Source organism: Anabaena cylindrica UHCC 0172 (assembly GCF_034931625.1).
In the GTDB taxonomy this organism is placed as follows: Bacteria; Cyanobacteriota; Cyanobacteriia; order Cyanobacteriales; family Nostocaceae; genus Anabaena; species Anabaena cylindrica_A.
In genome coordinates this window covers 1-25,078 of record NZ_JAYGGY010000037.1, presented here as the reverse complement: position 1 = coordinate 25,078, position 25,078 = coordinate 1, and the positions used below count along the sequence as shown (strand labels likewise).

Annotated in this window: 16 protein-coding genes; 8 read left to right on the top strand and 8 right to left on the bottom strand. The window is 41.8% G+C overall.

From position 1 onward, the window contains the following. Positions 1-169: 169 nt before the first annotated feature. On the top strand, positions 170-4,795 hold the full coding sequence (locus VB713_RS11170) for a caspase family protein (RefSeq protein ID WP_323311629.1): 4,626 nt from the start codon (positions 170-172) through the stop codon (positions 4,793-4,795). A gap of 419 nt (positions 4,796-5,214) precedes the next feature. On the opposite strand, the gene VB713_RS11165 is transcribed toward VB713_RS11170, so the two are convergent. Both VB713_RS11165 and VB713_RS11160 read right to left on the bottom strand, forming a co-directional pair. Further along, positions 5,215-5,391 (bottom strand): hypothetical protein, encoded by a 177-nt coding sequence (locus VB713_RS11165; RefSeq protein WP_323311628.1) that lies wholly within the window; start codon positions 5,389-5,391, stop codon positions 5,215-5,217. 570 nt (positions 5,392-5,961) lie between these two features. Continuing rightward, on the bottom strand, positions 5,962-6,639 hold the full coding sequence (locus VB713_RS11160; RefSeq protein ID WP_015217478.1) for a response regulator transcription factor: 678 nt from the start codon (positions 6,637-6,639) through the stop codon (positions 5,962-5,964). Positions 6,640-7,709: 1,070 nt separating this feature from the next. Here VB713_RS11160 and groES point away from each other — a divergent pair. Both groES and groL read left to right on the top strand, forming a co-directional pair. Further along, a complete protein-coding gene (gene groES / locus VB713_RS11155) occupies positions 7,710-8,021 on the top strand; it encodes a co-chaperone GroES (RefSeq protein ID WP_323311627.1) in 312 nt (103 codons plus the stop codon). A gap of 133 nt (positions 8,022-8,154) precedes the next feature. Then, positions 8,155-9,792, top strand: a complete 1,638-nt coding sequence (gene groL, locus VB713_RS11150; protein ID WP_016951427.1) for a chaperonin GroEL — start codon at positions 8,155-8,157, stop codon at positions 9,790-9,792. A 496-nt stretch (positions 9,793-10,288) separates the two neighbouring features. On the opposite strand, the gene VB713_RS11145 is transcribed toward groL, so the two are convergent. Then, positions 10,289-11,191 carry a S1 RNA-binding domain-containing protein gene (locus tag VB713_RS11145; RefSeq protein ID WP_323311626.1) on the bottom strand — a complete coding sequence of 301 codons (903 nt, stop codon included), beginning with the start codon at positions 11,189-11,191 and terminating at the stop codon, positions 10,289-10,291. A 266-nt stretch (positions 11,192-11,457) separates the two neighbouring features. Then, positions 11,458-12,204 (bottom strand): dienelactone hydrolase family protein, encoded by a 747-nt coding sequence (locus VB713_RS11140; RefSeq protein ID WP_323311625.1) that lies wholly within the window; start codon positions 12,202-12,204, stop codon positions 11,458-11,460. Positions 12,205-12,392: 188 nt separating this feature from the next. On the opposite strand from VB713_RS11140, the gene VB713_RS11135 reads away from it, so the two are divergent. Next, positions 12,393-13,379 (top strand): GntR family transcriptional regulator, encoded by a 987-nt coding sequence (locus tag VB713_RS11135; protein ID WP_323311624.1) that lies wholly within the window; start codon positions 12,393-12,395, stop codon positions 13,377-13,379. Positions 13,380-13,477: 98 nt separating this feature from the next. On the opposite strand, the gene VB713_RS11130 is transcribed toward VB713_RS11135, so the two are convergent. From VB713_RS11130 to tig, 4 genes are all read right to left on the bottom strand, one after another. Beyond that, positions 13,478-14,389 carry an alpha/beta hydrolase gene (locus tag VB713_RS11130; RefSeq protein WP_323311623.1) on the bottom strand — a complete coding sequence of 304 codons (912 nt, stop codon included), beginning with the start codon at positions 14,387-14,389 and terminating at the stop codon, positions 13,478-13,480. 85 nt (positions 14,390-14,474) lie between these two features. Then, on the bottom strand, positions 14,475-15,818 hold the full coding sequence (gene clpX, locus VB713_RS11125) for an ATP-dependent protease ATP-binding subunit ClpX (RefSeq protein ID WP_323311622.1): 1,344 nt from the start codon (positions 15,816-15,818) through the stop codon (positions 14,475-14,477). A 10-nt stretch (positions 15,819-15,828) separates the two neighbouring features. Then, complete coding sequence (gene clpP, locus VB713_RS11120) at positions 15,829-16,527, bottom strand: ATP-dependent Clp endopeptidase proteolytic subunit ClpP (protein ID WP_323311621.1); 699 nt, start codon at positions 16,525-16,527, stop codon at positions 15,829-15,831. 232 nt (positions 16,528-16,759) lie between these two features. Continuing rightward, a complete protein-coding gene (tig, locus tag VB713_RS11115; RefSeq protein ID WP_323311620.1) occupies positions 16,760-18,145 on the bottom strand; it encodes a trigger factor in 1,386 nt (461 codons plus the stop codon). An 855-nt stretch (positions 18,146-19,000) separates the two neighbouring features. Here tig and VB713_RS11110 point away from each other — a divergent pair. The 4 genes from VB713_RS11110 to VB713_RS11090 all read left to right on the top strand — a co-directional run bounded on the left by VB713_RS11110 (position 19,001) and on the right by VB713_RS11090 (position 24,916). Next, positions 19,001-20,038 (top strand): aspartate-semialdehyde dehydrogenase, encoded by a 1,038-nt coding sequence (locus VB713_RS11110; protein WP_323311619.1) that lies wholly within the window; start codon positions 19,001-19,003, stop codon positions 20,036-20,038. 73 nt (positions 20,039-20,111) lie between these two features. Continuing rightward, complete coding sequence (gene dapA / locus VB713_RS11105) at positions 20,112-20,996, top strand: 4-hydroxy-tetrahydrodipicolinate synthase (RefSeq protein WP_323311618.1); 885 nt, start codon at positions 20,112-20,114, stop codon at positions 20,994-20,996. A 305-nt stretch (positions 20,997-21,301) separates the two neighbouring features. Beyond that, positions 21,302-23,065, top strand: a complete 1,764-nt coding sequence (locus tag VB713_RS11100) for a ribonuclease J (protein WP_323311617.1) — start codon at positions 21,302-21,304, stop codon at positions 23,063-23,065. A 687-nt stretch (positions 23,066-23,752) separates the two neighbouring features. Further along, complete coding sequence (locus tag VB713_RS11090; protein WP_323311616.1) at positions 23,753-24,916, top strand: hypothetical protein; 1,164 nt, start codon at positions 23,753-23,755, stop codon at positions 24,914-24,916. Positions 24,917-25,078: the final 162 nt, after the last annotated feature.

Here is a 25,078-nt window from a genome sequence, read left to right as displayed (position 1 = left end):
GAGCTTGATAGGTCAGAGTTTGAAGATGAATGTGTAACCGTTCACATCTCCCTACTTCTCAACGAGAAATCAAGGGTTTCGACGATTTTGCAGGGGGGAGTGAATAGTTACGTGAATATAGCTAGATTAAAGTATAATACACCCAGGTATTGCTGAGGCGGCGTAGAGTATGGGGCGAAGTGCCTTAACTGTAGGTATTAATACTTACGATTATCCTGGTCTAAAAAACTTAGAAGCTCCTGCTAGAGATGCTGAAGCGATCGCCCAACAGCTAGAATCCAGCCTTTACCCTTTCCGGGTTGAACGCTTGCCAGAGGTGAAAGACAAAGCCAATGACGGGCTAAAAACAGGCAAGACAAGCCCGGTCACGCTTCGACAACTGCAAGAAGCTTTAGTTCGGCATTTCGACCCCAGGGGTACAACTTATAGTGATACAGGGTTATTCTATTTTTCTGGGCATGGTATTTATGATGACCTTGAACGCAAAAGCTATTTAGCAACGAGTGATACAGATCCAAAAATTAACAAATGGGGCTATCCTCTGACAAACTTATCTGCCCTACTACGAGACAGTCCGGTAAAACGCCAAATTATATGGTTAGACTGCTGCCACAGTGGAGGACTAATCGCTGTTAATGATGCCAATCCAGGGGAACAATCAGGATATAGTCGCTGTTTTGTGGCTGCGTCTCAAGAGATTGAATTAGCCTATCAGCTAACGAGTGGTTCTTACAGTGTTCTGACGGATGGTCTGTTGCAAGGGCTAAATCCTGAGAGGATTCCAGGACAATGGGTCGATACACTGGCTCTATGTGCTTTTGTAAACCAGTACCTTAAAAATATACGGAAAAAGTATCCGCAACGCTCTCTATTCCTCAATGTGGGGGAACCTATTGAGCTAACCTACATCAACGCAGGCAGCACCTCATTAGAAGGGTTAAATGAGTTGCAGGTTGATGTTTGTCCTTACCGAGCATTGAATGCTTTTGACTTCACGCCAGAAGATGTCAAAGTATTTTTTGGGCGCACGGTACTGACAGATGAGCTTTTAGCTCAAATTTATGAGCACAACTTTTTAGCAGTGTTAGGGCCATCTGGGAGCGGCAAATCTTCTGTAGTCAGAGCGGGTTTGCTCTATGAACTTCAGCAGGGAAAAAGACGTTCTGGTACCGAAACTTGGGACATTTTACCGATTATCAGACCAGGGGAAAGTCCTTTAAGGAACTTAGCAGGGGTATTTATCGAAAAAATGCTCCAAACTAAGAAGAAAGGAGAAGCACTGTTGAGCAGTTTCCTAGCTGACTTCAAAGCACAAGGTACAGCCGCGTTGGTAGCTGACCTCAAAGCACGAGGTGCAGCCGCGTTGGTAGATCTTATAAAAGAGAACTATGAACAGCCTGTAGTTATAGTGGTAGATCAGTTTGAAGAGATTTTTACTCTCTGTCGCGGTAGCCAAGAGAAAGAGCAAGAGCGGAAAGAATTTTTAGATTGTTTGTTTGAAGCGGTTGATACTCTGGCAGGTCAATTACGCTTAGTTATTACCTTAAGAGCTGATTTTTTGGGAAAATGTCTAGAACAATCCTATGGCAATTTAGCAGAACGAATTAAGGATTGTCGAGTAGATATAACTCCGCTGACAGATTCCGAACTGGATGAGGTGATTAATAAACCTGCTGCAACAGTGGGGCTACGGGTGGCTCCGTATTTACAAGATCGTCTCAGGGAGCATATTAGAGAAGCTCCTGGAAGTCTACCTTTACTGGAATATGCGCTAACGGAGCTATGGCGAGATTGGCATACTCGCTACATATCAGGAGATGCTGATATTGACAATCAACTCACGTTTGAGGGCTATGACCGAATTGGCGGAGTAGCAGGAGCACTAGAGAAGCAGGCCAATGCTGTCTATGATTCTTTTGCAGAGTCAACGGTTAAGCAAGGATTGGTTCAGCGCATTTTCTTGGAATTAGTGCAGCCTGGTGAAGAGACAGAAGATACTCGGCGGCAGGTACTGAAGCGAGAGCTAATCAGTGAAATACATCCCGAATCTGTGTTGGATGAGGTGTTAGGAAAACTGGTAGAAGCCCGTCTAGTTGTGACCAATGAAGTTCCTACTGAAAATGACCCAAATGCTGTTGTTACTGAGCTGGCACATGAAGCCACAATTCGCCACTGGCAACAGCTACGATATTGGCTCAACAAGCATCGTCAAGACTTACCTATCATTCGGCAACTCCGAATCGATGCCACTACCTGGTATACCAACCACCAAGAACCGAAATATCTATTGGTCGGTGCTCGTCTAGACACAGCCCTAAACTGTGTGGAAAAATATCAGCAATTAGGATATTTAAATAGGGCTGTACAACACTTTGTCAAAGTTAGCTGGGAAACTTGGATAGCAGAAGAAACGGAAAAAGAAAAACAGGTTTTAGAGGCACTTTGCATGATAGCCGAGGTGCAGTGGAGTCAACATCAACAGTTAGAGTCACTTATAAGTATTACAAAGGCAGGAAAGCGTTTACAGCAGAATAAGCTAGTCACTGCCGATAACGATTGGGAAGTAACTTTAAAGCTTCAACAAACTCTTCAGAATATTCGAGAAAAAAATCGACTTGAAGGACACAGTGAGTGGATCAATGCTATAGCCTACAGTCCCGATGGAAAAACTATTGCTTCTACTGGCTGGGATAATACTGTAAAATTGTGGGATGCTTCAAATGGTAGGCTGATTTTTACACTCGAAGGGCATAATCATGTTGTTAATACTATAGCTTATAGCCCTGACAGTAAGACTCTTGCCTCTGCATGTGCTGATGGCATAGTAAAGGTTTGGAATACTTCAGACGGCAAGCCTTATCATATTCTTAAAGGTCACAGTCGTAAGATTAACGTTTTAACTTACAGTCCCGATGGACAGACCCTTGCCTCTGCGGGCATGGACAGTATCGTGAAACTATGGGACACCTCAAATGGCAGCCTTATCCACACGCTCGAAGGCCATGGCTATATTGTTTTAGACTTGGCTTATACTCCTGATGGTTCGATCCTTGCTTCTGCTAGTTATGATAAAACCGTGAAGCTATGGGACACCTCAAATGGCAGCCTTATCCACACACTCGAAGGCCATAGTCATTGGGTTACAGCTATCACTCGTAGTTCCAACGGCAGAGTCCTTGCGTCTGCCAGCCAGGATAATACGATAAAGTTATGGGATATCTTAAATGGAAATCTTCTTTGTACTTTGGAAGGTCATAGTGAATCTGTCAGCGCTATAGCATTCCATCCTGATGGCAGTATTCTTGCTTCTGCAAGTAATGATAAAACTGTGAAATTATGGAGTATGTTGGACGGTAGTCTGCTTGGAACCTTAACGGGACATAACGACCGGGTCGATGCTGTAGTCTATAGTCTTGACGGTAGACTCATGGTTTCAGCTAGTCGTGATCGAATTATAAAAATTTGGAGTTTTGAGAGCGCACTTCTCTGTACTCTTGATGGTAATTATAAAGCTCATCCCAATGAGTCGAGAGTGTCTATAGTCCTTAGTCCTAATGGTAGCAGTCTTGCTGTAGCTGATTGCGGGCAGATGGTAAAGTTGTGGAATACTAACGGCAATCAATTATTTTCTTCTCTTGAGGGCCATGATCAGCCTATTAATATGATACTTTATAGCCCTGATGGTAAGATGCTAGCTTCTGCTAGTCAAGATAAAACAATAAGATTGTGGGACACTTCAAACGGTAGCATCCTTTTCACTCTTAAAGGTCATGAAAAAGATGTCAGTGCTGTAATTTATGCTCCTGACGGGAAAACTCTGGCATCTAGCAGTTGTGACTGTACAGTAAAGTTGTGGGATACCCAGAATGGCGGTCTTCTTTACTCCTTGGAGGGACATTCGCATGATGTTAATGTAGCTGAGTATAGTCCCAATGGTAGTCTTCTTGCCTCCGCTAGTGATGATAATACAGTGAGGCTGTGGAGTGCTGTGAATGGCAATCTATTACACACTCTCAAAGGACATTTTCGTCAAGTTATAGCCATAACTTTTAGTCCTAATGGTGAAATCCTTGCTTCTGTTAGTTATGATTGGACAGTGAAGCTGTGGAGTACTGCGGATGGCAGCTTGATACAGACGCTGGAAGGGCATGGCGGAAATATATACTCCATAGCTTTCCATCCTGATGGTCATACTCTAGCTTCCGGTAGTGCTGACGGCACAGTAAAGTTGTGGAGCGTTTCGGATGGCAAATTACTTTGTACTCTTGAGTGCAGAAAAACTAATCTCAAGGGTGGGGTTTATGAAGATTCTGTGCAAAGAGTAGCTTTCAGCCCAAACGGTACCAGCCTAGCTTCTGCAACTCGTGGGGGTATATTGAAGCTATGGGATGCATCGGATGGTAGACTACTTTACACGCTTCGGGGTTGCAATCCTCAGTATGACTACAGCACTAACGGTAGAATCCTTGTTGTTACTGACACTAATCAAGTTTTTGATATTAATGAACAAAGAACAGTTGAAAGCACATTGAAGATCTGGGATACTAGCAATGGAAACTTACTGCATAGTGTTCCTCTTTATCCCAGTTTCAGGACAGGTGTCTATAGTTTTAACGGAAGGAGCTTTGCTTCTTGGGATAGCACAACAGTGACACTATGGAATTTTGATTTGGATTTCCTTATTACTAAAGCGTGTAACTATCTTTATGGTTACTTGGCTTACAACCCTAACGTGAGCGATAGCGATAAGAAGCTTTTGGAGGGATGTTCAGCAAGCAAGTTCAAGCAGTCTTAAAATTGCTCTTCGCAAATTGAAAAGATTAGTTTGCCCCTCTGCCAACTGAAATATTATGGCTTTGAAAACTTCAAATTGAGAGAAGATTTTGCTTAAGCATCGCTCGGAATTGTGCAGTGTAACAACGCCCATGCACCCGACCGAAAAGAGCTTACCTGTAAGTTGTTTTCGAGGTTATCTGCGGCGGGTGATGGGCAGAGTTAGCCAGCAATCACATACAGCAGTTTAGACATGACATTGAATTGTTTTGCTGGCTAGCTTAACAACTCAACTCGATGATCTTTGCGATAAGCGAAGCTTAAGCCTTCGGCTATCGCCCCACCAAAAATCTCAAAACAAAACCCTCACCGATAAATTTCAAAACTGATGAACGCTAATCGCTTTCACCAAATTGTTCTATTGAATATTTTTTTACATCGTTAGTTCTTCCTCTGGCCAAGATAGCCTTGGCGGTAATCACTCTTCTTTAATCTGGAAGCTTGACGTGCAGACCACTGACGCATAGGAGTAACTTTCTCTACATGAAGTAGCTTCTGGCGATAAGTATTATTATCTGTCAGTTGAGCGATCGCGAAGCGCAGACTTACGCGGGACAAAAAGCATTATTTCAATTACACAGCATTAACTTTGGAGGAAACATGATCGAACTTTATCGAAGATGTAAATTTTCTACCCCCAAGTAAAATTTGTGACGATTAATCATCTCTCTATCTGAAATCAAATTTTTTTCCTGCTACTGAGTTCTGTGCTAATCACAAATATCTAAATAGATCCTAATTAACTAGTTGCATTGAAGACACAGCACATCAGCGTATATAATTTATCTATAACTTGCGTATATCGCCAAATATTAACTTTTTATTAATTTTTTGCTCTGTAAAGATTTATAAGCCCTGAAAAACTATATTCCCTTTCCAGTTATGAGATAGGAGATTTACGTGAGGTGATGTAGTGATATTTTTAGGTGATATCCGGGTTGGAACATAGGGGTTGAGGACTGTATCATAAACTATGAATTATGAAGTTTGAATTAAAAAAATCCAAATTTAGCTTCACAATTCATAATTTACTAACTCTAAAACTGAAGTCAATATCAAATTACCAGATTGAGTTTTGAGCTATCGTGTCATAACTCAAAACTCCACCAAATCAGCAAAATGTGATATTTAAGCCATTTGATTTTCAATCGCCCAACGCGCTAGTTCAGTACGGTTGTGCAAATTGGTTTTACCCAACATATTGGAAACATGGCTTTCAACAGTACGCTGACTGACGTTTAATTCTTCAGCGATTTCTCGGTTAGCTAAACCTCTAGCTACAAACTGGACTACTTTCAGTTCTGTTGGGGTTAACTGTACATCGAAGGGAACCTGGATACGGGAACCATTTTCTCCTCCCTTTGTCTGGTGTTCTTTCCAACGAATGGTTTGCTTTAGTGAGGATTCTACTTGTGCTACGAGTTCTTCTGGTTCAAAGGGTTTGACCATATAAACATCGGCACCTTTGTTCAGACCTTTAACTCGGTCTGCACTTTGTCCCTTAGCGGAGAGGAAGAGAACGGGAATCCAACTTGTACGTTCATTTTGGCGTACTTGTTCCACAAAAGTGTACCCGTCCATTTCCGGCATCATCACGTCACAGATGATCATGTCTGGAACATCATGTTCTAAAATATCCAGAGCTTCTCGTCCATTTTCGGCCGTGATGACTTCGTATCCTCGGAATTCTAAGTAATCCTTCACCAGCAAGATGAGGTTAGGGTCATCATCAATCAATAGAAGTCGTTTGTGATCTTTCATGCTGGACTCTTTCATAGCAGTGGCACTTGTCGCGCTTCGATCCATCAAGGTCTTGATTAGTTATCCTCTATGGTGGATTATTGGGATGTTGTTGTTTTTCCCACTTAACTTGCCCTTGCTGACTCGAAGTCTAAAAAGTGAAGGTCACTTTCAATCTTACTAGTAGCTCGATGGCAAAATTCCAGTAAGGATACGGAGAGCAATAGTATTTATAATGCGCTATTATATATCGCTTTGAAAGGGGCGGGCTAAAAAAACCTGATTAAACCTGATTAAATAATAATCTTTCTGGTTGACAAGTTCAGTATTTAGCTGAAGATGACCCTAGCTCAAAACTCACCCGCACTTTCATTCGCTTACTGCTGCTCTACTATATCCTTTGGATGTTAAGCCTCTATCAGAGGTTCACGAGAAACCGGGGAAGTTTCTGGCAAAGGATGGGTTAAAAAGACTTATGCTTCCACCACCATTATGCCGATTAAGTGTTCTGGGATGATCCGCTCAATGACTTCCGGTTTTGTTTGGCTATACCAAACCCCATCTGGGTAAACTACCATTATCTGCCTAGAACAACAAACACGCAAGCAGTTGGTTTTAGTTCTGAAGATGTAAATGGGATGACTAACTAAGCAGCTGGTTTGAGATGTGGCTCCTTAAGTCCCAGTTTTAAGCATTTCCAGGACTCTAGACTAGCTTGTTTTGTCCATAAGTGAGCAACTTTCTGCTCGGAACCAAGGGAAGGTTGTTCGGTGAAGGTTTACCAGTCCTAGAGCTTTCACACAATGACTTAGGGCTTTAAGTTCTTTTCACAGTTTTAGTAGTTTTGGGGATAGGGCGGCAATTTTTGGAATTACTGTAATGTTACTCATTGAACGGTTCCCTGATTACAGTTCTATAACAATTTCCCCGCTTTGCAAATAAATGTTGTTCATATAAAAATATTCATTACTTACGCAACAGAACCAGACAACTATCACAATTAGGCATTTATGCTTAAGTACAGATGCGATCGCTCAGTTCGGAAACCCGTACACAAGGAATCGTTGCCATTGTATGCTGGCTTTCGGTAGATTAGCACTCAGGAGTTGAGAGTGCTAACAAGGCAAAAAAATATTATGGCAGCTGTATCTCTGACCGTTTCAACCGTTAAACCCCTGGGCGATCGCGTTTTTGTAAAAGTGACCGCCGCTGAAGAAAAGACCGCAGGTGGTCTGTATTTGCCCGACACCGCTAAGGAAAAGCCCCAAGTAGGTGAAGTTGTCGCCCTTGGCCCTGGCAAGCGTAATGACGACGGTAGCCGTCAAGAATTGGAAATCAAAGTTGGTGAGAAAGTGTTGTACTCCAAGTACGCTGGAACCGACGTTAAGCTCGGAACCGAAGAGTATGTACTGCTTTCTGAGAAAGATATTTTAGCAGTCGTGATGTAAATGGGTGATCAGGTACTGGGGATTGGGGACTGGGAAAGAGTTTTCCTAATTACCAATTACCAACTACCAATTACTAATTACCAATCACCAAATTCAAGACAAATTTTAACTTACTACCCGAATTTAGACTATTATGGCAAAGCGTATTATCTATAACGAAAACGCCCGTCGCGCTCTAGAACGTGGCATTGATATCTTGGCTGAGGCTGTTGCTGTTACCCTTGGTCCCAAAGGTCGCAACGTAGTTCTAGAGAAGAAATTTGGCGCACCACAAATCGTTAACGATGGTGTCACAATCGCTAAAGAAATCGAATTAGAAGACCACATTGAAAACACAGGTGTAGCTCTAATTCGTCAAGCTGCTTCCAAGACCAATGACGCTGCGGGTGATGGTACAACCACCGCTACCGTTTTGGCTCATGCGATCGTTAAAGAAGGCTTGCGGAACGTTGCTGCCGGCGCTAATGCAATTTTGCTCAAGCGCGGTATTGATAAAGCATCTGCGTTTTTAGTAGAAAAAATTGCTGAACACGCTCGTCCTGTAGAAGATTCTAAAGCGATCGCTCAAGTTGCGGCAATTTCTGCTGGTAACGACGAAGAAGTCGGCAGCATGATTGCTCAAGCTATGGATAAGGTCGGTAAAGAAGGCGTAATTTCCCTGGAAGAAGGGAAGTCTATGACTACCGAACTGGAAATCACCGAAGGTATGCGCTTTGATAAAGGCTATATCTCTCCTTACTTCGCTACTGATGCAGAGCGGATGGAAACAGTTTTCGATGAGCCTTATATCTTGTTAACCGACAAGAAAATTGCTTTGGTACAAGACTTAGTACCTGTACTTGAGCAAGTAGCTCGTTCCGGTCGTCCTTTGGTAATTATCGCCGAAGACATCGAAAAAGAAGCTTTAGCAACATTAGTAGTTAACCGTTTGCGCGGTGTACTCAACGTTGCAGCCGTTAAAGCTCCTGGTTTTGGCGATCGCCGTAAGGCTATGCTAGAAGATATCGCTGTCTTAACTGGTGGTCTACTCATCACCGAAGATGCTGGATTGAAGCTGGATACCACCAAGCTAGATAGCCTGGGTAAAGCTCGCCGTATCACTATCACCAAAGACAGCACCACAATTGTGGCTGAAGGTAACGAAGCCCCAGTTAAAGCTCGTTGCGAACAAATCCGTCGTCAAATGGAAGAAACCGAATCTTCCTACGACAAAGAAAAACTGCAAGAGCGTTTGGCTAAATTGTCTGGTGGTGTAGCTGTAGTTAAAGTTGGTGCAGCTACCGAAACCGAAATGAAGGACAAGAAGCTGCGTTTGGAAGATGCTATTAACGCTACCAAAGCTGCTGTAGAAGAAGGTATCGTCCCCGGTGGTGGTACAACTCTGGCTCACCTCGCTCCCCAATTGGAAGAGTGGGCTAAGGCTAATCTGAAGGATGAAGAGTTGACTGGTGCTTTGATTGTCTCTCGTGCCTTACCTGCACCTCTGAAGAGAATTGCAGAAAACGCCGGTCAGAATGGTGCTGTCATTGCTGAACGTGTGAAAGAGAAGGAATTCAACGTAGGTTTCAACGCTGCTACCAACGAATTCGTTGATATGTTGGCTGCTGGAATCGTTGATCCTGCAAAAGTAACCCGTTCTGCTCTGCAAAATGCGGCTTCTATCGCCGGAATGGTGTTGACAACCGAATGTATCGTAGTTGACAAACCAGAACCTAAGGATGGCGCTCCTGCTGCTGGCGCTGGCATGGGTGGCGGAGATTACGATTACTAATTCTCTATAATCCACTAATTTAAAAACGGCTGCTTCCGCAAGGGGGTGGCTGTTTTTTATGGAAATGGATGGGCTATAGAAGTTATTTTTATATCTTATGGTTACAAATTTTTAGCAATTGTATGATCAGATAATATAGCTTTTCCTAGTCTCATGAGGTACAAAATCATCTGTGTTTATCTGCGTCTATCTGCGTTCCATTCTTACTGCTTGTACCTCACTTGAATGGGAATTGCTATAAAATGCTTCAAATCCGGTTTTTGACATTTTAAAAAATCAAAATTAGTGCCAATAAACAAAGTATTCAAGAATTTTTAAATTCTGACTGAATAGTAGTTACGAAAAGAGGTACTAAGTAGGTCAATAAAATAAAACCAAGCCATATAAAAAAGTAAAAAATTTTAAACCCCCTTTTTTCCTTGCCCTCTGTATTTTGCCTGGCGATAAACCTACTTAATTTTCTGATAGCGGGCAAGATGCCCGCACCACTAATCACCTATTCAGCAGTTTTATTTGCAGCCCGATTAGCACGAGCTTCGGCTGAATTCATAACTTCTTCAAAGTTTTCTAGTACTTCCCCAGGGTGGTTTTCTAAAACTCTTGTGGAAAGAGCTACTCTACCTTTACCTTCATCTAAATCTATAATTACAGCTTTAATTGGCTGACCGATTTGAAAGACTTTTTCTAAGGATTCAATGAATTTTTGGCTGACTTGTTTAATGTGGAGTAAGGCGCTGACACCATTTAACTCGACAAATACACCAAAAGGTTTGATGCCAGTGATTTTACCTTCTACTAACTGACCTAGTTCTAATAAACTGAAACTGCTAGAACGAGTTGCTAAACGTTGGGAAAGAATGAGTTTGTTGGTGTTACGATTAATTTCTAAAAAGCCAGCGGTAAGACTTTGACCTTTGAGTGCTTCTAGGTTATCACGTTCGGCGAGGTGCGATCGCGGAATAAATCCCCGCAAAGACAAAAGATCAACGGTGACACCACCTTTATTCACACCTGTTACCCGCACTTGTACTGTCTGGGAATTTTCCTGCATTTGCAACAATTTTACCCAGATTTGCTGAATTTCTAACTGTTTGCGAGAAAGGGTAACTTGACCTTCAGCATCTTGATCTCGGATAATCAAGAACTCCATATCTTCTTGCATCGGCAGAATTTCTGCTAAATCAGCTACTGCTCTCAAAGAAGCCTCATCGCGGGGTAGAAAAGCGGACGACTTACCACCAATATCAACATAGGCTCCATCAGGGTCAAGTTGAAACACCTTACCATGTACAACCTGTCCCTTTTGAAATTGGTAATCGTGTTTTTCTAATGCTTGGGCAAAGTCGTCCATTGAAAAAGACGAATTGGCTGTTTGAGAAAGTTGTGATTCGGAATTCATGACGTTTGAAGATAAATTGTATGAGAAGAAGAATTTTAGGATTTCAGTAGTGCCACAACGTGAGAAATAGGCTAACAGGGACAATCACAAGACTAATACAACTGGCACATTGGTAAGTAAGGTACGTCAGATATCAAAAATCTGTTTAGTTACTAGATTTATGCAGTCTGACGCACCCGACAATAGATTTTTGGTGTGACACGCAGCTTTAGTTCTAAATCAGCTAGAAAATCCCTTAAACAACTTCTATTCCTAAAAACCTTTTGTTAAGCTGCTAAAACGCTGGCAAAAAGTTTTTGAACTTCTTCCCAAGCATCGGCCGCAGCTTTAGGATTATAGCTGGCACGACGGTCACAAAAAAACCCGTGGTTAGATCCATCGTAACGAAACACACGATGGGAAATGTTATATTTTTTTAACTCGGCTTCAATTTCGTCTACCTGTTCTTTGGGAATGCTAGTATCTTCTGTGCCAAAAAAGGCGTAGATAGTGCCTGTAATCTCTCTGGTGCAGGTAATAGTGGGGTTTCCATCTCCGATGGTGCGGGTGGTAATTCCAGCACCATAGAAGGAAGCTGTGGCTTGAATATCTGGGAAGGTGGCAGCTAAGTATGCTACGTGACCACCAAAACAAAAACCAATACAGCCAAAGCCTTCTTTTTTGACTTGGGGTAAAGTTTTGAGGTAATTGATAGCTGCTTGAATATCGCTGAGGAGTTCTGAGGCGTTAGTTTGTGAGACGTATTCTCTGCCTATTTCCATATCTTGGGGAGTGTAACCTGTTTCAAATCCAGGTGCTTGACGTTGAAAAAGTGCCGGGGCGATCGCAACATATCCCAGTTTAGCAATCCGTTCGGTCACATCCCGAATATGAACGTTAACCCCAAATATTTCCTGTAAAACTATAATTCCTGGGTAAGTACCGGGTGCTGTGGGTGTGGCTAGATAAGCTTCTATTTGGCAATCCGCTTGGGAAAGGTTAACTTTTGTAGTGTCTATTAATTGCTCTATCATAATAATTTTTACGAAAGGTCTGTATTTGTCTGATATAACTATGCCAGTATCTTCAGACTACATTCAAGCAAATGATCGATTAACAATTAGCAACATCCTTCCAAAAATCTCACGTATCAATAATATATTTAACAGGTAGCATTCACATCTGAGTCAAGTGCAGCTACCAGTAATCAGGAGAATTGGTGATGATTCAATTCCGTATTCAGCCAGACAGCGAAATTCCGGCTTCCACCCAACTTTTTAATCAAATCCGATTTGCGATCGCTTCCGGGCAGTATTCACCTGCGTACAAGTTACCCAGTACCAGGGCGCTGGCCATGCAAACGGGATTACACCGCAATACTATCAGCAAAGTTTACCGCCAGTTGGAGGAGGAAGGATTTGTCGAGAGTCTCGCGGGTTCAGGAATCTATGTCCGCGCCCAAGGACATGAAGGTGGGAGTAGGTTACAGTCGCCAATTCTCAAGCAATATCCAGAAGCATATAAAGTAGTTCAACAAACTCTCGATGAGTTACTTGGTCAAGGCTGCTCCCTCAATCAAGCACGAGAGCTATTTTTGGCAGAAGTTGATTGGCGCTTGCGATGTAGTGCCAGAGTGCTGGTAATAGCACCATCTCAAGATATCGGCGCGGGAGAATTAATGGTAGATGAATTGGAAGAAGCTTTAGAAATTCCGGTTCAGTTGGTAGCAATGGAAGAGTTATTGGCAGTTTTAGACCAAACTACTTCGGCTACATTAGTGACTAGTCGTTATTTTATCGGTGAAGTGGAAGCGATCGCAGCACCAAAAGCTGTCCGCGTGATTCCCCTAGATATTCACGATTACGCCAAAGAAATGAATGTCGTTAAAAACTTACCCAAAGCTAGTTGTATCGGCATAGTTAGCCTCAGTCCTGGTATTCTCAGAGCCACAGAAGTTATCCTGCATGGTTTACGAGGTGATGAATTACTGGTAATGACCTCCCCGCCCAAGGATGGCTATAAAATGCAAGCGATCGTCAAACGGGCAGAAATCATTTTTTGCACAGATCAAGCCAGCCAGTTAGCAGTTCAAGCCGGAGTGCAAATCGCCTTAGATGACCTAATTCGTTCACCAAAACTAATTCGCTGTGAAAACTATATTGGTTCTCATTCAATTAATTTACTCAAACGAGAACTTGGCTTAATTTAAGGTTGGGAAAGGAATAACTGGGTAGTAATTGATAATCATGAATTACCTAACGGGACTGCAAGCACTATTACGTTCACGGAGTGTTTCCGTAGAAAATATTATGAATTATTTTGACTAATTTGTAAAAACTCTCGCACTCGCTGCAAGTAAGTTTCTGGATCTTCTAACATTGGGAAATGTGCCGTATTGGGAATAACAGCATACTCAACTTTTTCGCTCAATGCTGCTGCTTTTTCTCCCATTTCTGCCGGAATAATAATGTCATATTCTCCTGCTACCAGTAGGGTTGGTACTTTTAAATTAGCAAATTCCTGGGGCATAAAGTCTGCTTGTTTTTTGCTAACCGACGTAAAAATTGTCCCCAAAGCTGCATCATAATCAGCATCTATAAAGTCTTGTAAAAAAGCTTTTCTCTCCGATTTAGGGATAGGACTATGCAAAAATCTCGCCATAAACATTTTGTCAGCCAATGGTATTTTACCTAACCATTTAGGACGAAATTTAACTACTAATCCCCCAAATTTATAAAAGGCAGCAAAGGCTTTTTCATCATATTCAAATATGCCACTACAAGTTAAAATCCCTTTTTCTACTCTTTCGGGATAGCGGTTAAAAAACAAAGTGGCAATTGAAGCACCCATTGAATGAGCATTAATATAAACACGCTGGAGTTGCAACCCATCTAAAAAAGCTGCTAAATCCTCCGCATAATCTTCTAATTCATAAGTTAACTCTTGAATTGCCTCAGTTTCTTCCTGGTTTGACTGCGACTCAACTACAGACTCCGCCGTTTCGATAATAGTTGGTTTACCATGAGAACGCCCAAAACCCCGCATATCATAGAGCAAACAGTCAAATTTATCTAATAAAGTCTCAGCAGTACTTCGCCAATACCTAGACGAACCAGCCCAACCATGCATAAAAACCATGACTGGCTTAACTTCTGAACCAGATGGTGATTTTATCCACTCGTAGTAATGCTCAACCCCACGAACCCTGATATAAGACATTGGTATATTAGTCCTTTGTCATTAGTCCTTTGTCATTAGTCATTATGCCGTTACGAATGACTAATAACTAGTGACTAATGACTAATTATGCTGATTCTGGTTTTGGTAAGGAAGATGGATGTACCAACAGTTCAGCGGTAGAACGTTTTTCCACCATTTCCCGTGTTACTGTGCAGCGAGTTACATCTTTACGAGATGGTAATTCGTACATTACATCCAGCATTAATTCTTCCACAATGCCCCGTAACGCCCGCGCCCCGGTTTTGCGCCGATAGGCTTCTTGTGCGATCGCTTTTAAGGCTTCTGCTTTAAAATCTAACTGGACGTTATCCATATTCAACAGTTTTTGGTACTGCTTCACCAAGGCGCTGCGTGGTTGGGTAAGAATCGCCATTAGCGCCTCTTCATCCAGGGGATCTACCACTGCTATCATGGGCATCCGTCCGATAAATTCAGGAATCATCCCAAATTTCACCAAGTCATCTGGTTGGAGATGACGCAGTGTATCTGCTGCCCGTTTCTCTTTAGATAGTCCTTCTCCCGGTTGGACAAAACCGATTGACTTTTTACCCACTCTCTGATCTACGACTTTTTCTAAACCGACAAAAGCACCACCACAGATAAACAGGATGTTACTAGTATCAATTTGGATACAGTCTTGATAGGGGTGCTTGCGTCCGCCTTGGGGGGGAACATTGGCGGTTGTACCTTCCAACATTTTCAGCAATGCTTGCTGTACACCTTCTCCAGAAACATCCCTCGTAATCGAGGTATTTTCACTTTTGCGGGCAATTTTGTCAATTTCGTCGATGTAGATAATGCCCCGTTGTGCTTCTTCTACATCCAAATCTGCTACTTGCAAAAGTCGCAGCAAGATATTTTCCACATCTTCCCCCACATACCCTGCTTCTGTCAGAGTTGTGGCATCAGCAACAGCAAAGGGTACATCCAGGATTTTTGCTAGAGTTTGTGCTAGTAGAGTTTTGCCGCAACCAGTCGGGCCCATTAATAAAATATTGGACTTTTGTAGTTCTACAGCATCATCTGCCCCACCTTTGCCATTACCTTTAGACTGAACAATGGCCAAACGCTTGTAGTGATTGTAAACAGCCACTGACAATACTTTCTTAGCTTCATCTTGGCCAATTACGTGTTCGTCTAAATATTTTTTAATTTCTCTGGGTTTAGGGATTTGGTTAAATGAGAGATTGGAAGAACGGGTACGGCGTTTCTGAGGTGGTTCTGACCGTGGTGCTGGTTGGGATGCCGCAGCAGCATTCGTATCAAGTAACTCCTCATCTAGGATTTCATTACACAAGTCAACGCATTCATCGCAGATGTAGACTCCCGGACCTGCGATTAGTTTACGCACCTGCTCCTGAGACTTGCCACAAAACGAACATTTTAAATGGGAGTCGTATTTAGACATACCAAGCCTCTTATTTCAGAATGGTGACGTTTTCCCCTGCTGTGGGGAGATTTTGTCTAGAAATAACCTGATCGATCAAACCGTAGTTTTTGGCTTCTTCTGCTGACATGAAAAAGTCGCGTTCTGTATCTGTTTCGATCTTTTCCAAGGGTTGACCAGTATGTTTGGCCATTAATTGATTTAAATTACCCTTAATGTAAAGAATTTCTCTAGCTTGAATTTCAATGTCAATAGCTTGTCCTTGAGCGCCACCAAGGGGTTGGTGAATCATAATCCTGGAGTCAGGCAAAGACATCCGTTTACCAGCAGTCCCAGATGTTAACAAAAATGCCCCCATGCTGGCAGCTAGACCAAAACAGATGGTGACAACATCAGGACGTATTTGCTGTATTGTATCATAGATAGCCATGCCTGCGTAGACGGAACCACCAGGGGAATTGATGTAAAGTTGAATATCTTTTTCTGAGTCTTCGGCATCTAGAAACAGCAGTTGGGCAACTATTGAGTTAGCAACGACATCATCTATTGGTGTTCCCAAAAAAATAATCCGCTCTCGCAGTAGGCGGGAGTAGATGTCAAAAGCCCTTTCTCCCATACCGGATTGTTCTACCACCATTGGAACGATGTTGCTAGGGCTGTTGTAGTTACAGCTAATGCCGATGGGACTTAAGCTACTGATAGGGTAATTTCCCGACTGCGATACAAGCATACTAGAATATTTAACAATAAATGGGACAGAGTTTACAGCCGTTATGGCTGATTTTGCAGGGATTGAATTTTTATTTGAGCTATGTCTTAACCATTATGCCTTATATGGATTCTTATCGCTGGGGACTGGAGACTGGGGACTGGAGACTGAGGACTAGGGATGAGGTTTAAATAAATTTCCTTCTGTTCCCTGCTTCTTCTTCCTGTCACCTGTCACCTGTCACCTTCTGCCTCTACTCAGGACTACTGGCTGTTGCTTCTTCTGTGACTGCTTCTGGTTCTTCCGCAGGACTCAAAGAACCTTGGGGTACTAGTTCCACAGACGAGTTTGCTACCAGCCAATCAAGAATTTTTTCGGTTAGCAGTTCGTTTTCGACGACTGATTGCAGTCTGTTGCGGTCTACGTCTTCGTCAGCGTACTGTTCTAACAGTTCTTTGACTCTGGCTGCAACTTCTTCGGCTGTTACTTTGATAGATTCGCGTTTACCGATTTCTTGTATGGACAAGGAACGTTTGAGGCGCTCAATTGCCTCTGGTTGCGATCGCTCCCGTAATTGGGGAATGATATCCTGGGTAAACAGCTTTTTCACATCTAGCCCTTGCTGTGACAGTTTCATTGCTGTCTGTGTCAACATCGCATCAATTTCTTGATCAATCAAGGTTGCCGGTAAATCAACTTCTACGTGCTTGAGCAATTCGACCAACAAAGCTTCTTGTTGATTTACTTTGGTTTGATTTTGAGCTTCTGTTTGATAACGTTCTTCTAAAGATGCCCGCAATTGTTCCAAAGTCTCGAATTCACTCACTTCTTGAGCAAAGTCGTCATTTAATTCGGGTAGTTCTCTTTCCTTAATTTCTTTGAGCGTTACTGTGAAAATTGCAGGTTTACCAGCTAAATCTTCATTAGCATAAGGGTCTGGAAACTGAGCCGGAATCTCTCTAGTTTCTCCGGGGTTCATGCCCACCATACCGGAAACAAAGCCGGGGATAAACTTATCTTCTTGTAACTCGACTTGAAAATCAGTTGCTTCCCCTCCGGGAATTGGTGTCGGTTCGGCTGATTCGTCTTCAGCTTTGGTAATCACACCTTTAAAATCAACTACGGCAATATCACCGATTTGGGCTGCTCGTCCTTCTACCGGAATCAAAGTTGCCATTTCTTGGCGTTCCTTGTCCAGTACATCATCTAACCTTGTGGGATCGTATTTGATTTCCTCGGCTTTGGCTTCTAAACCCGTGTATTTGTGCAGATGGATTTCTGGTTCTACATCAACAGCAGCTGAAATAGTCAGAGGCTGCCCAGGTTCATAACTCTTAATCAAATCTTCAAAAGTTGAGAGCAATCGCGGCTGACCAATTGCTGAGATGGCTTCTTGTTTGACTGCTTCTTGGATCCCATTTGGAATTAGTTCTTCTAGGGCGGCTGCTTTGATGCGAGTTATGCCTAGACGCTGTAGTAATATTTGCCGGGGTACTTTTCCTTTGCGAAACCCAGGAATGTTTACAGTACCACTTAAGTTTCTAATGACTTGTTCGTATTTTTGTTTGGTAATTTCTGGCGTAATCTCTATTTCCAGTCCAATTTGGCTTTTATCAAGTTTTTCCTGGGTAACTTTCATGCTTTGTCTCTGTTTTTTTGTATTTTCATCTCCGAGTACACACAAGAAGCGTATCGGTCGCGTTATTAACTTGATGTCTCACTGCGGGGATTTATTTTATGTCTTGTCGGCATAACCAAATCCTGGGTGGGAAATTTTGCCCTTCAGCAGATATCCAGTTTACTGCCATTAGCATAGGACTTAACACTTTATTACAATTTTTTTACTGATAGCATCTCTAGATTCCGATTTATAAGCACTGAGCATTTATACGGCGCTTAGTACTCGAAATCCTGCTTAATTCTCTGCTGTTGGCGTTTTTTGCTCAAAATTTAGACATGGGCTGGAGAATGGTACTCAGATTGCTCTCACTGTGATATCCTTTCAACATAGTAGCTTTAGTCCCAAGGTTGTCGCACTAATTTGTCAAATCTGGTGTAAAAAGAGCGATAACATATATCATATCTATATCTCTGAGTTTGCCGTACTTACTTATAACCATCTAGATTATAATAGTATATTTTTAGCAAACTCACTTTACAGGCAGGTTTCGGGAAAGTTTAATTTAAGTAGTTGGTGTAAACTCATTCATTTTCCTTTTCATCAGGTTCGTAGTTTGTTGAATTATAATAATGATGTATGGTTATATGATAAAAATCAATAAAACTTAAATAGTAATTATTGTCAGCTAAGATAGAATATGTAAACTGAATGTATAAGAAAAGAGAAATTTTTTTAGCTACATAGTACAAATAAGAAAATATTTTAATTTCAGTATTAAAGCTTGATTTAATTTTCTGACCGTTGTCATTACAGACATTGATTCATAAGTTTTACAAAAAATTGCCAATCATCTCATTACAGGAGAAATCGAGTTTGTCTAAATCCTATCGTGTAGCTATTTTGGGTGCGACTGGTGCTGTAGGTACAGAGTTGCTGGAATTACTAGAAAATCGAAATTTTCCCATTGCTGATTTAAAATTATTAGCATCAGCAAGGAGTGTGGGGAAGACACTCAAATTTAAAGAAGAAAATATTCTGATTGAGTCAGTGAGCGATCGCTCTTTTGAAAACGTAGATATAGTACTAGCTAGTGCTGGAGGGGGAACATCCAAAACCTGGGCTGGTGTCGCAGTTGCTAAAGGCGCAGTCGTCATAGATAACTCCAGCGCTTTTAGAATGAACTCCGAAGTTCCCTTAATAGTACCAGAAGTAAATCCCCAAGCCATTGCTAACCATAGAGGCATTATCGCCAATCCCAACTGCACAACCATTTTAATGGCATTGGCAGTATGGCCACTGCACAAAATTAAACCAGTCAAACGGATTGTCGCTGCTACCTACCAATCTGCCAGCGGTGCAGGAGCCAAAGCAATGGCAGAAGTCAAAACCCAAACCAGTGCTATATTACAAGGACAGCCACCAGTAGCCGAAGTGCTGCCTTACCCCTTGGCATTTAATTTATTTCCCCACAATTCTCCCATGACCGATTTAGGATATTGTGAGGAAGAAATGAAAATGGTCAACGAAACCCGCAAAATTTTTGGTAGTCAAGAAATCAGAATTACTGCCACTTGTGTACGGGTTCCCGTACTTCGCGCCCATTCAGAAGCCATTAACCTAGAGTTTGCAACACCTTTTAGTGCAGATGAGGCTAGGGAAATTTTGAGTCATGCTCCGGGTGTCAAATTGGTAGAAGATTGGCAAGCAAATCATTTTCCCATGCCCATAGAAGCCAGTGGTCGGGATGAAATTTTAGTAGGTAGAATTCGTCAAGATATTTCTCATCCTTGTGGTTTGGAACTCTGGCTATGTGGCGACCAAATCCGTAAAGGTGCAGCGTTAAATGCAGTACAAATTGCCGAATTGTTAGTAGAAAAAAATCTCCTAAAATCGGCAACAGCTTACGCTTAAATGTAGTCATTAGTCATTAGTCATTAATTGACAATTGACAACTGACAACTGACAAATCAGGAGTGAAAACAGGGTGGGAGATTTCGGCAAAATTTTAACTGCTATGATTACGCCGTTTAAAGCAGACGGCAGCGTCAACTACGATGTCGCCGCAAAATTAGCAGCACATCTAGTTAACAACGGCACAGATACATTGGTAGTCTGTGGGACAACAGGAGAATCCCCTACCTTGACTTGGGATGAAGAGTACCAATTGTTCGTTGAGGTATTGCAGGCTGTATCAGGTAAAGCCAAAGTAATTGCTGGGTGTGGCTCTAATTCCACCACCGAAGCGATCGCAGCAACCCAAAAAGCCGCTAAAATAGGAGTGCATGGTTCTTTACAAGTTGTTCCTTATTACAACAAACCGCCTCAAGCAGGCTTATATCAACACTTTCAGGCAATAGCACAAGCCTGTCCTGACCTACCAATGTTGTTATATAACGTCCCCGGACGTACTGGTCAAAATCTGAACCCAGAAACAGTGGTTCGCTTGGCGGAAATTGAAAATATAGTAGGAATTAAGGAAGCCAGCGGGAACTTAGACCAGGCTAGTGAAATTCGCCGCTTGACACCAAAAGAATTTCAGATTTACGCTGGAGATGATTCTTTGACCTTGCCTTTGTTAGCAATAGGAGCCAAGGGAGTTGTCAGTGTAGCTTCACATCTGGTAGGTAATCAACTACAACAGATGATTGAGTCCTTTAATATGGGGAAAATTCAAATTGCTACAGAGATTCATCTACAACTCTTCCCATTGTTTAAAGCTTTATTTTTAACAACAAATCCCATTCCTGTTAAGCACGCGCTCAAACTTCAAGGTTGGGAAGTTGGTTCAATTCGTCTACCTCTATGGGAAGCTGACGCAGAAATCTATCAAAAGTTAGAGGTGGTGCTGAAAAAACTTAGTTTAATCTAAGTCGCTAAAAAGTTGGAAACTAGTCAAATGCTAGTTGTCATTGATATCTATAAATAATTGGCAATAATTGCTACCAATTTGCAATTTAAACATCTGTGCTAAAACTGAGTGATATAAGAATCCTTCTGTAGGAGACGCTGTACAAACAGTGTAAATCCCCTTTTATTTATTCAAGTAAAGAATTGGATATCTGAAACTAAAAATTGGCTGCTTTTACACTTATCTGAATAGACATTTAATGCTGTCTTTCATACAAAAGTGCTAACTATCAACTGATTAACAACAAACACAATCTCAAGGAGAAAATGGTTAAAAACGAAGCTGAATACGCCCTAAAAATTATTCCTTTGGGTGGCTTGCATGAAATTGGTAAAAATACCTGTGTTTTTGAGTACCAGGATGAAATTATCCTCTTAGATGCAGGGTTGGCTTTTCCCACACGGGGAATGCACGGTGTCAATATAGTATTGCCTGATACGACTTATTTGCGTGAAAATCGCCATAAAATCAAAGGCATGATCGTTACTCATGGTCATGAAGACCATATCGGTGGTATCGCTTTTCACCTCAAGCAATTTGATATCCCGGTGATTTATGGTCCTAGACTAGCAATGGCAATGCTAGAGGGTAAATTGGAAGAAGCGGGAGTACGCGATCGCACAGAATTAAGAACAGTCATGCCCCGCGATGTAGTCCGCATCGGTGAATCCTTTTTTGTCGAATATATCCGCAACACCCACTCCATCGCTGATAGTTTTACTGTTGCTATTCACACTCCACTGGGTATAGTCATCCACACAGGCGACTTTAAAATTGACCACACCCCAGTCGATGGAGAAAAGTTTGACCTGCAACGTCTAGCAGAACATGGCGAAAAGGGCGTACTTTGCTTACTAAGTGATTCCACTAACGCCGAAACGCCAGGATTTACACCATCAGAACGTTCTGTTTTTCCCAACCTGGATCGGGTATTTTCTCAAGCCACTGGGCGCTTATTTGTTACCACTTTTGCCTCCAGCGTGCATCGCATCAACATGATTTTGCAACTGGCTAGGAAACACAACCGTGTAGTCACCGTTGTGGGGCGTTCGATGCTGAATTTGATTGCCCATGCCCGAAATTTAGGTTATATCAAATGCGAAGATAATCTCTTCCAACCCTTACATACTGTCCGTGGTATGCCAGATGAAAATGTTCTGGTTCTGACGACTGGTTCTCAGGGTGAAACAATGGCAGCCATGACCAGGATTGCTAATAAAGAACACCCCCACATCAAAATCAGGGAAGGAGATACGGTAGTATTCTCAGCTAACCCGATTCCCGGTAACACAATTGCGGTAGTTAACACCATCGACAAATTGATGATTCAAGGGGCAAAAGTAGTCTATGGACGGGATAAAGGTATTCACGTTTCTGGACACGGTTGTCAAGAAGAACAAAAGCTGATGATTGCTTTAACTCGTCCCAAGTTCTTTGTGCCATTCCACGGTGAACATCGGATGTTGGTAAAACACGCAGAAACGGCTCAAAGTATGGGCATCCCGGCTGAAAATATGATTATTATTCAGAATGGAGATGTGATCGAACTAACGGAAGAATCTATCCGTGTGGCAGGTAAAGTGCCATCGGGAATTGAATTAGTAGACACTACTAGTTCGGGAATGGTTAGCTCTAAAGTGTTGGAAGAACGTCAACGGATGGCTTCTGAAGGGCTTGTAACTATTGCTGCTGCTATTGATTGGAGTGGTAAACTATTGGCGAAACCAGAAATTCATATGCAGGGTGTGGTGACAAGTATAGAGCGATCGCTCTTACTAAAATGGGTACAACAACGCATTGAAGAAATTCTCCGCGTCCGTTGGCCAGAATTTGTGACCGGAAGCGAAGCAAATGATATAGATTGGGGCGGTTTGCAAGGCACTTTGGAAAAAGAATTGCAACGTTCTATTCGGAGAGAATTGCAATGTCAACCAACTCTGACTTTGTTGATGCAAATTCCTGATGAACCAGCTGTGAAGGTTGCTGACGGTAGAAGACGACGGACTCGTTCTACTGCTGTGGCTTCTTAAAGATTTATTTCACGCAGAGGCAAGGCAGCTCGTTGTCCGGGTTTCCAAACTTGTAGCGACTGCCGCGCAAAGGCGCAAAGATGTTTTTTAGCGTCTTTGCGTTTTTGTGTAAGACGGAGAAAAATACAAGCAATTTAGAAACAATAGTCTAAGTAGGGCTTGCTGATAGTTTAGCGTGGCGTAAGCCATAAAAGTCTTTTCGTTAGGGCTAGTGGTCTGTCAAATATATTTTGATGGATAAAGAAGTAACGAACCGCAAAGAACGCAAAGAGCGCGAAGGAAGAAGGAAGAAGGAAGATTTATTTACCGCGTCATTAGTTCTTGACAGACTACTAGGAGTCAGGAGTCAGAATTAGAAGGAGGTAAGAATAGTCTTGAATCTGTTCAAGTGATAGGTTTTTGATGATGTCAACGCTTATTCCTTTCAGCTTATTTACATTTTCAAACTTCAAACTATAGTAATATTCAAAAGGGTAAAAGTGCAGGATATAGACTTATTTATTACTTACAAAGTTCGACTAGTATTATTTTATTAACAATCTATTCTAAATCTGATCAAGAATATATTTATGTGGCAGCTATTCAATTTATTATAGAACAAGTTATGAATTAACGAATTTGTCAATGATTTCATTGATTCATTCGGCATAATTCATAGCCAGAAGCTGGTTTATATAAGGGGTAAATATGCGTATCAAGCGTGAATTAAAAAATAATATTACTTACTTGTCTCTAGTTGAAGAAGTTTATAACTCTGAAAAAAAGCGTGGCGAAATCAGGAAAATTAAAGACTTGGGGGTAGAAGAACCAGCAAAGCCACTCAATGAAATGACTGAAGAGTTTGCAGTTGTGTGGGCTGAGAATAGAACACTAGGTAATGCTGTACCATTTAGTGAAAGAGTTATAGGACAGTTTCCAGAGGAAGATAGAGGTACAGGTGTAATTCTTCCTTGTGATATAGTTCCATGTGGTAAATTCCGTAATGGAGCAGAGCGTTGGTGGTGTCGAACCCATCAAGTACACTGGGGAATTAAAGCTGATTTGCAACAGGTCGCACAAGGTGATGGTACTATAAAATGCTCGAACTCAACTATTCCCATGCACTACACTAAAAATCCTTTGGTGATTAATCCAGATGATTATTTAGGAGGAATAGGTATTTGGGCAGCATTACCAACGGCAATTAACACTACAGATGAACCTGATATTCAAGGTTTTTCAATTCATGTACACGCTAGGTCTCAGTCTCATGGCAAAAAGAGTATAGATAGCAACTTCCCTGCTGTAGTTATAAAATCCTGTGAATCGTCTCCGTTATTTGGTAATGTAATGCTCAATATACAAAGAGTTGTCATTGCTCCACCTTCAGCGTTGGCATATCTAGAAGCGTTGATTGACAACCTACCTCTGGGGATACTCTATTGTAATAGATGCCAACATCCACATTTAGACCTTGGTGACTTTGCTAAAAATCCACATAAGAAGCACTTTTGCGGCAACTGTGGTGTTGATTCTAACTGGTCAAAAGAACCGATAGTTAGTAGTCCTCTCAAAGAATTAGCAAATAAACTAACAAAAAATCCAGATTTTGTGGAGAGCGATCGCGCTTTGGACTTGAGAAACTACCAAAATTGTCAAGTAAAAGTATGGTCATCAACACCAGCAGTTCTTTGGACTAGTGAACTACCCCAAGAGATAGGCATCCATGTTCACCTTTACCAAGGAACAAAGAAGATTTTAGATGACACTTTTGGACAGGTTACAAATTTTGATGGGTCATTTTTTGAACGTGACAAGTTACTAACTGCTATGTTAGATAAAGCCAAAAAACCTCGGTATTGGCATCAATAGCCACAATGCTTGCTGTAAATTCAGAATAGGCTATCAAGCAGGCAGAATCAACTAAGGTAATGGTGGTAAGATTCATCCGTAAACCGGGAATATAACCCAGTGCTAACCTAGGCTGTTGACTTTGTGAGTTTTGAAGTGATTTTTATCATACAATAATTATGT

Bases quoted from the DNA above. Each gene is read 5' to 3' on its own strand.
- tig (WP_323311620.1), bottom strand. From the start codon at position 18,145: ATGAAAGTTACCCAGGAAAAACTTGATAAAAGCCAAATTGGACTGGAA.
- VB713_RS11100 (WP_323311617.1), top strand. From the start codon at position 21,302: ATGGTTAAAAACGAAGCTGAATACGCCCTAAAAATTATTCCTTTGGGT.
- clpX (WP_323311622.1), bottom strand. From the start codon at position 15,818: ATGTCTAAATACGACTCCCATTTAAAATGTTCGTTTTGTGGCAAGTCT.
- VB713_RS11140 (WP_323311625.1), bottom strand. From the start codon at position 12,204: ATGATAGAGCAATTAATAGACACTACAAAAGTTAACCTTTCCCAAGCG.
- VB713_RS11160 (WP_015217478.1), bottom strand. From the start codon at position 6,639: ATGGATCGAAGCGCGACAAGTGCCACTGCTATGAAAGAGTCCAGCATG.
- VB713_RS11135 (WP_323311624.1), top strand. From the start codon at position 12,393: ATGATTCAATTCCGTATTCAGCCAGACAGCGAAATTCCGGCTTCCACC.
- VB713_RS11170 (WP_323311629.1), top strand. From the start codon at position 170: ATGGGGCGAAGTGCCTTAACTGTAGGTATTAATACTTACGATTATCCT.
- groL (WP_016951427.1), top strand. From the start codon at position 8,155: ATGGCAAAGCGTATTATCTATAACGAAAACGCCCGTCGCGCTCTAGAA.
- VB713_RS11130 (WP_323311623.1), bottom strand. From the start codon at position 14,389: ATGTCTTATATCAGGGTTCGTGGGGTTGAGCATTACTACGAGTGGATA.
- clpP (WP_323311621.1), bottom strand. From the start codon at position 16,527: ATGCTTGTATCGCAGTCGGGAAATTACCCTATCAGTAGCTTAAGTCCC.
- groES (WP_323311627.1), top strand. From the start codon at position 7,710: ATGGCAGCTGTATCTCTGACCGTTTCAACCGTTAAACCCCTGGGCGAT.
- VB713_RS11090 (WP_323311616.1), top strand. From the start codon at position 23,753: ATGCGTATCAAGCGTGAATTAAAAAATAATATTACTTACTTGTCTCTA.
- VB713_RS11145 (WP_323311626.1), bottom strand. From the start codon at position 11,191: ATGAATTCCGAATCACAACTTTCTCAAACAGCCAATTCGTCTTTTTCA.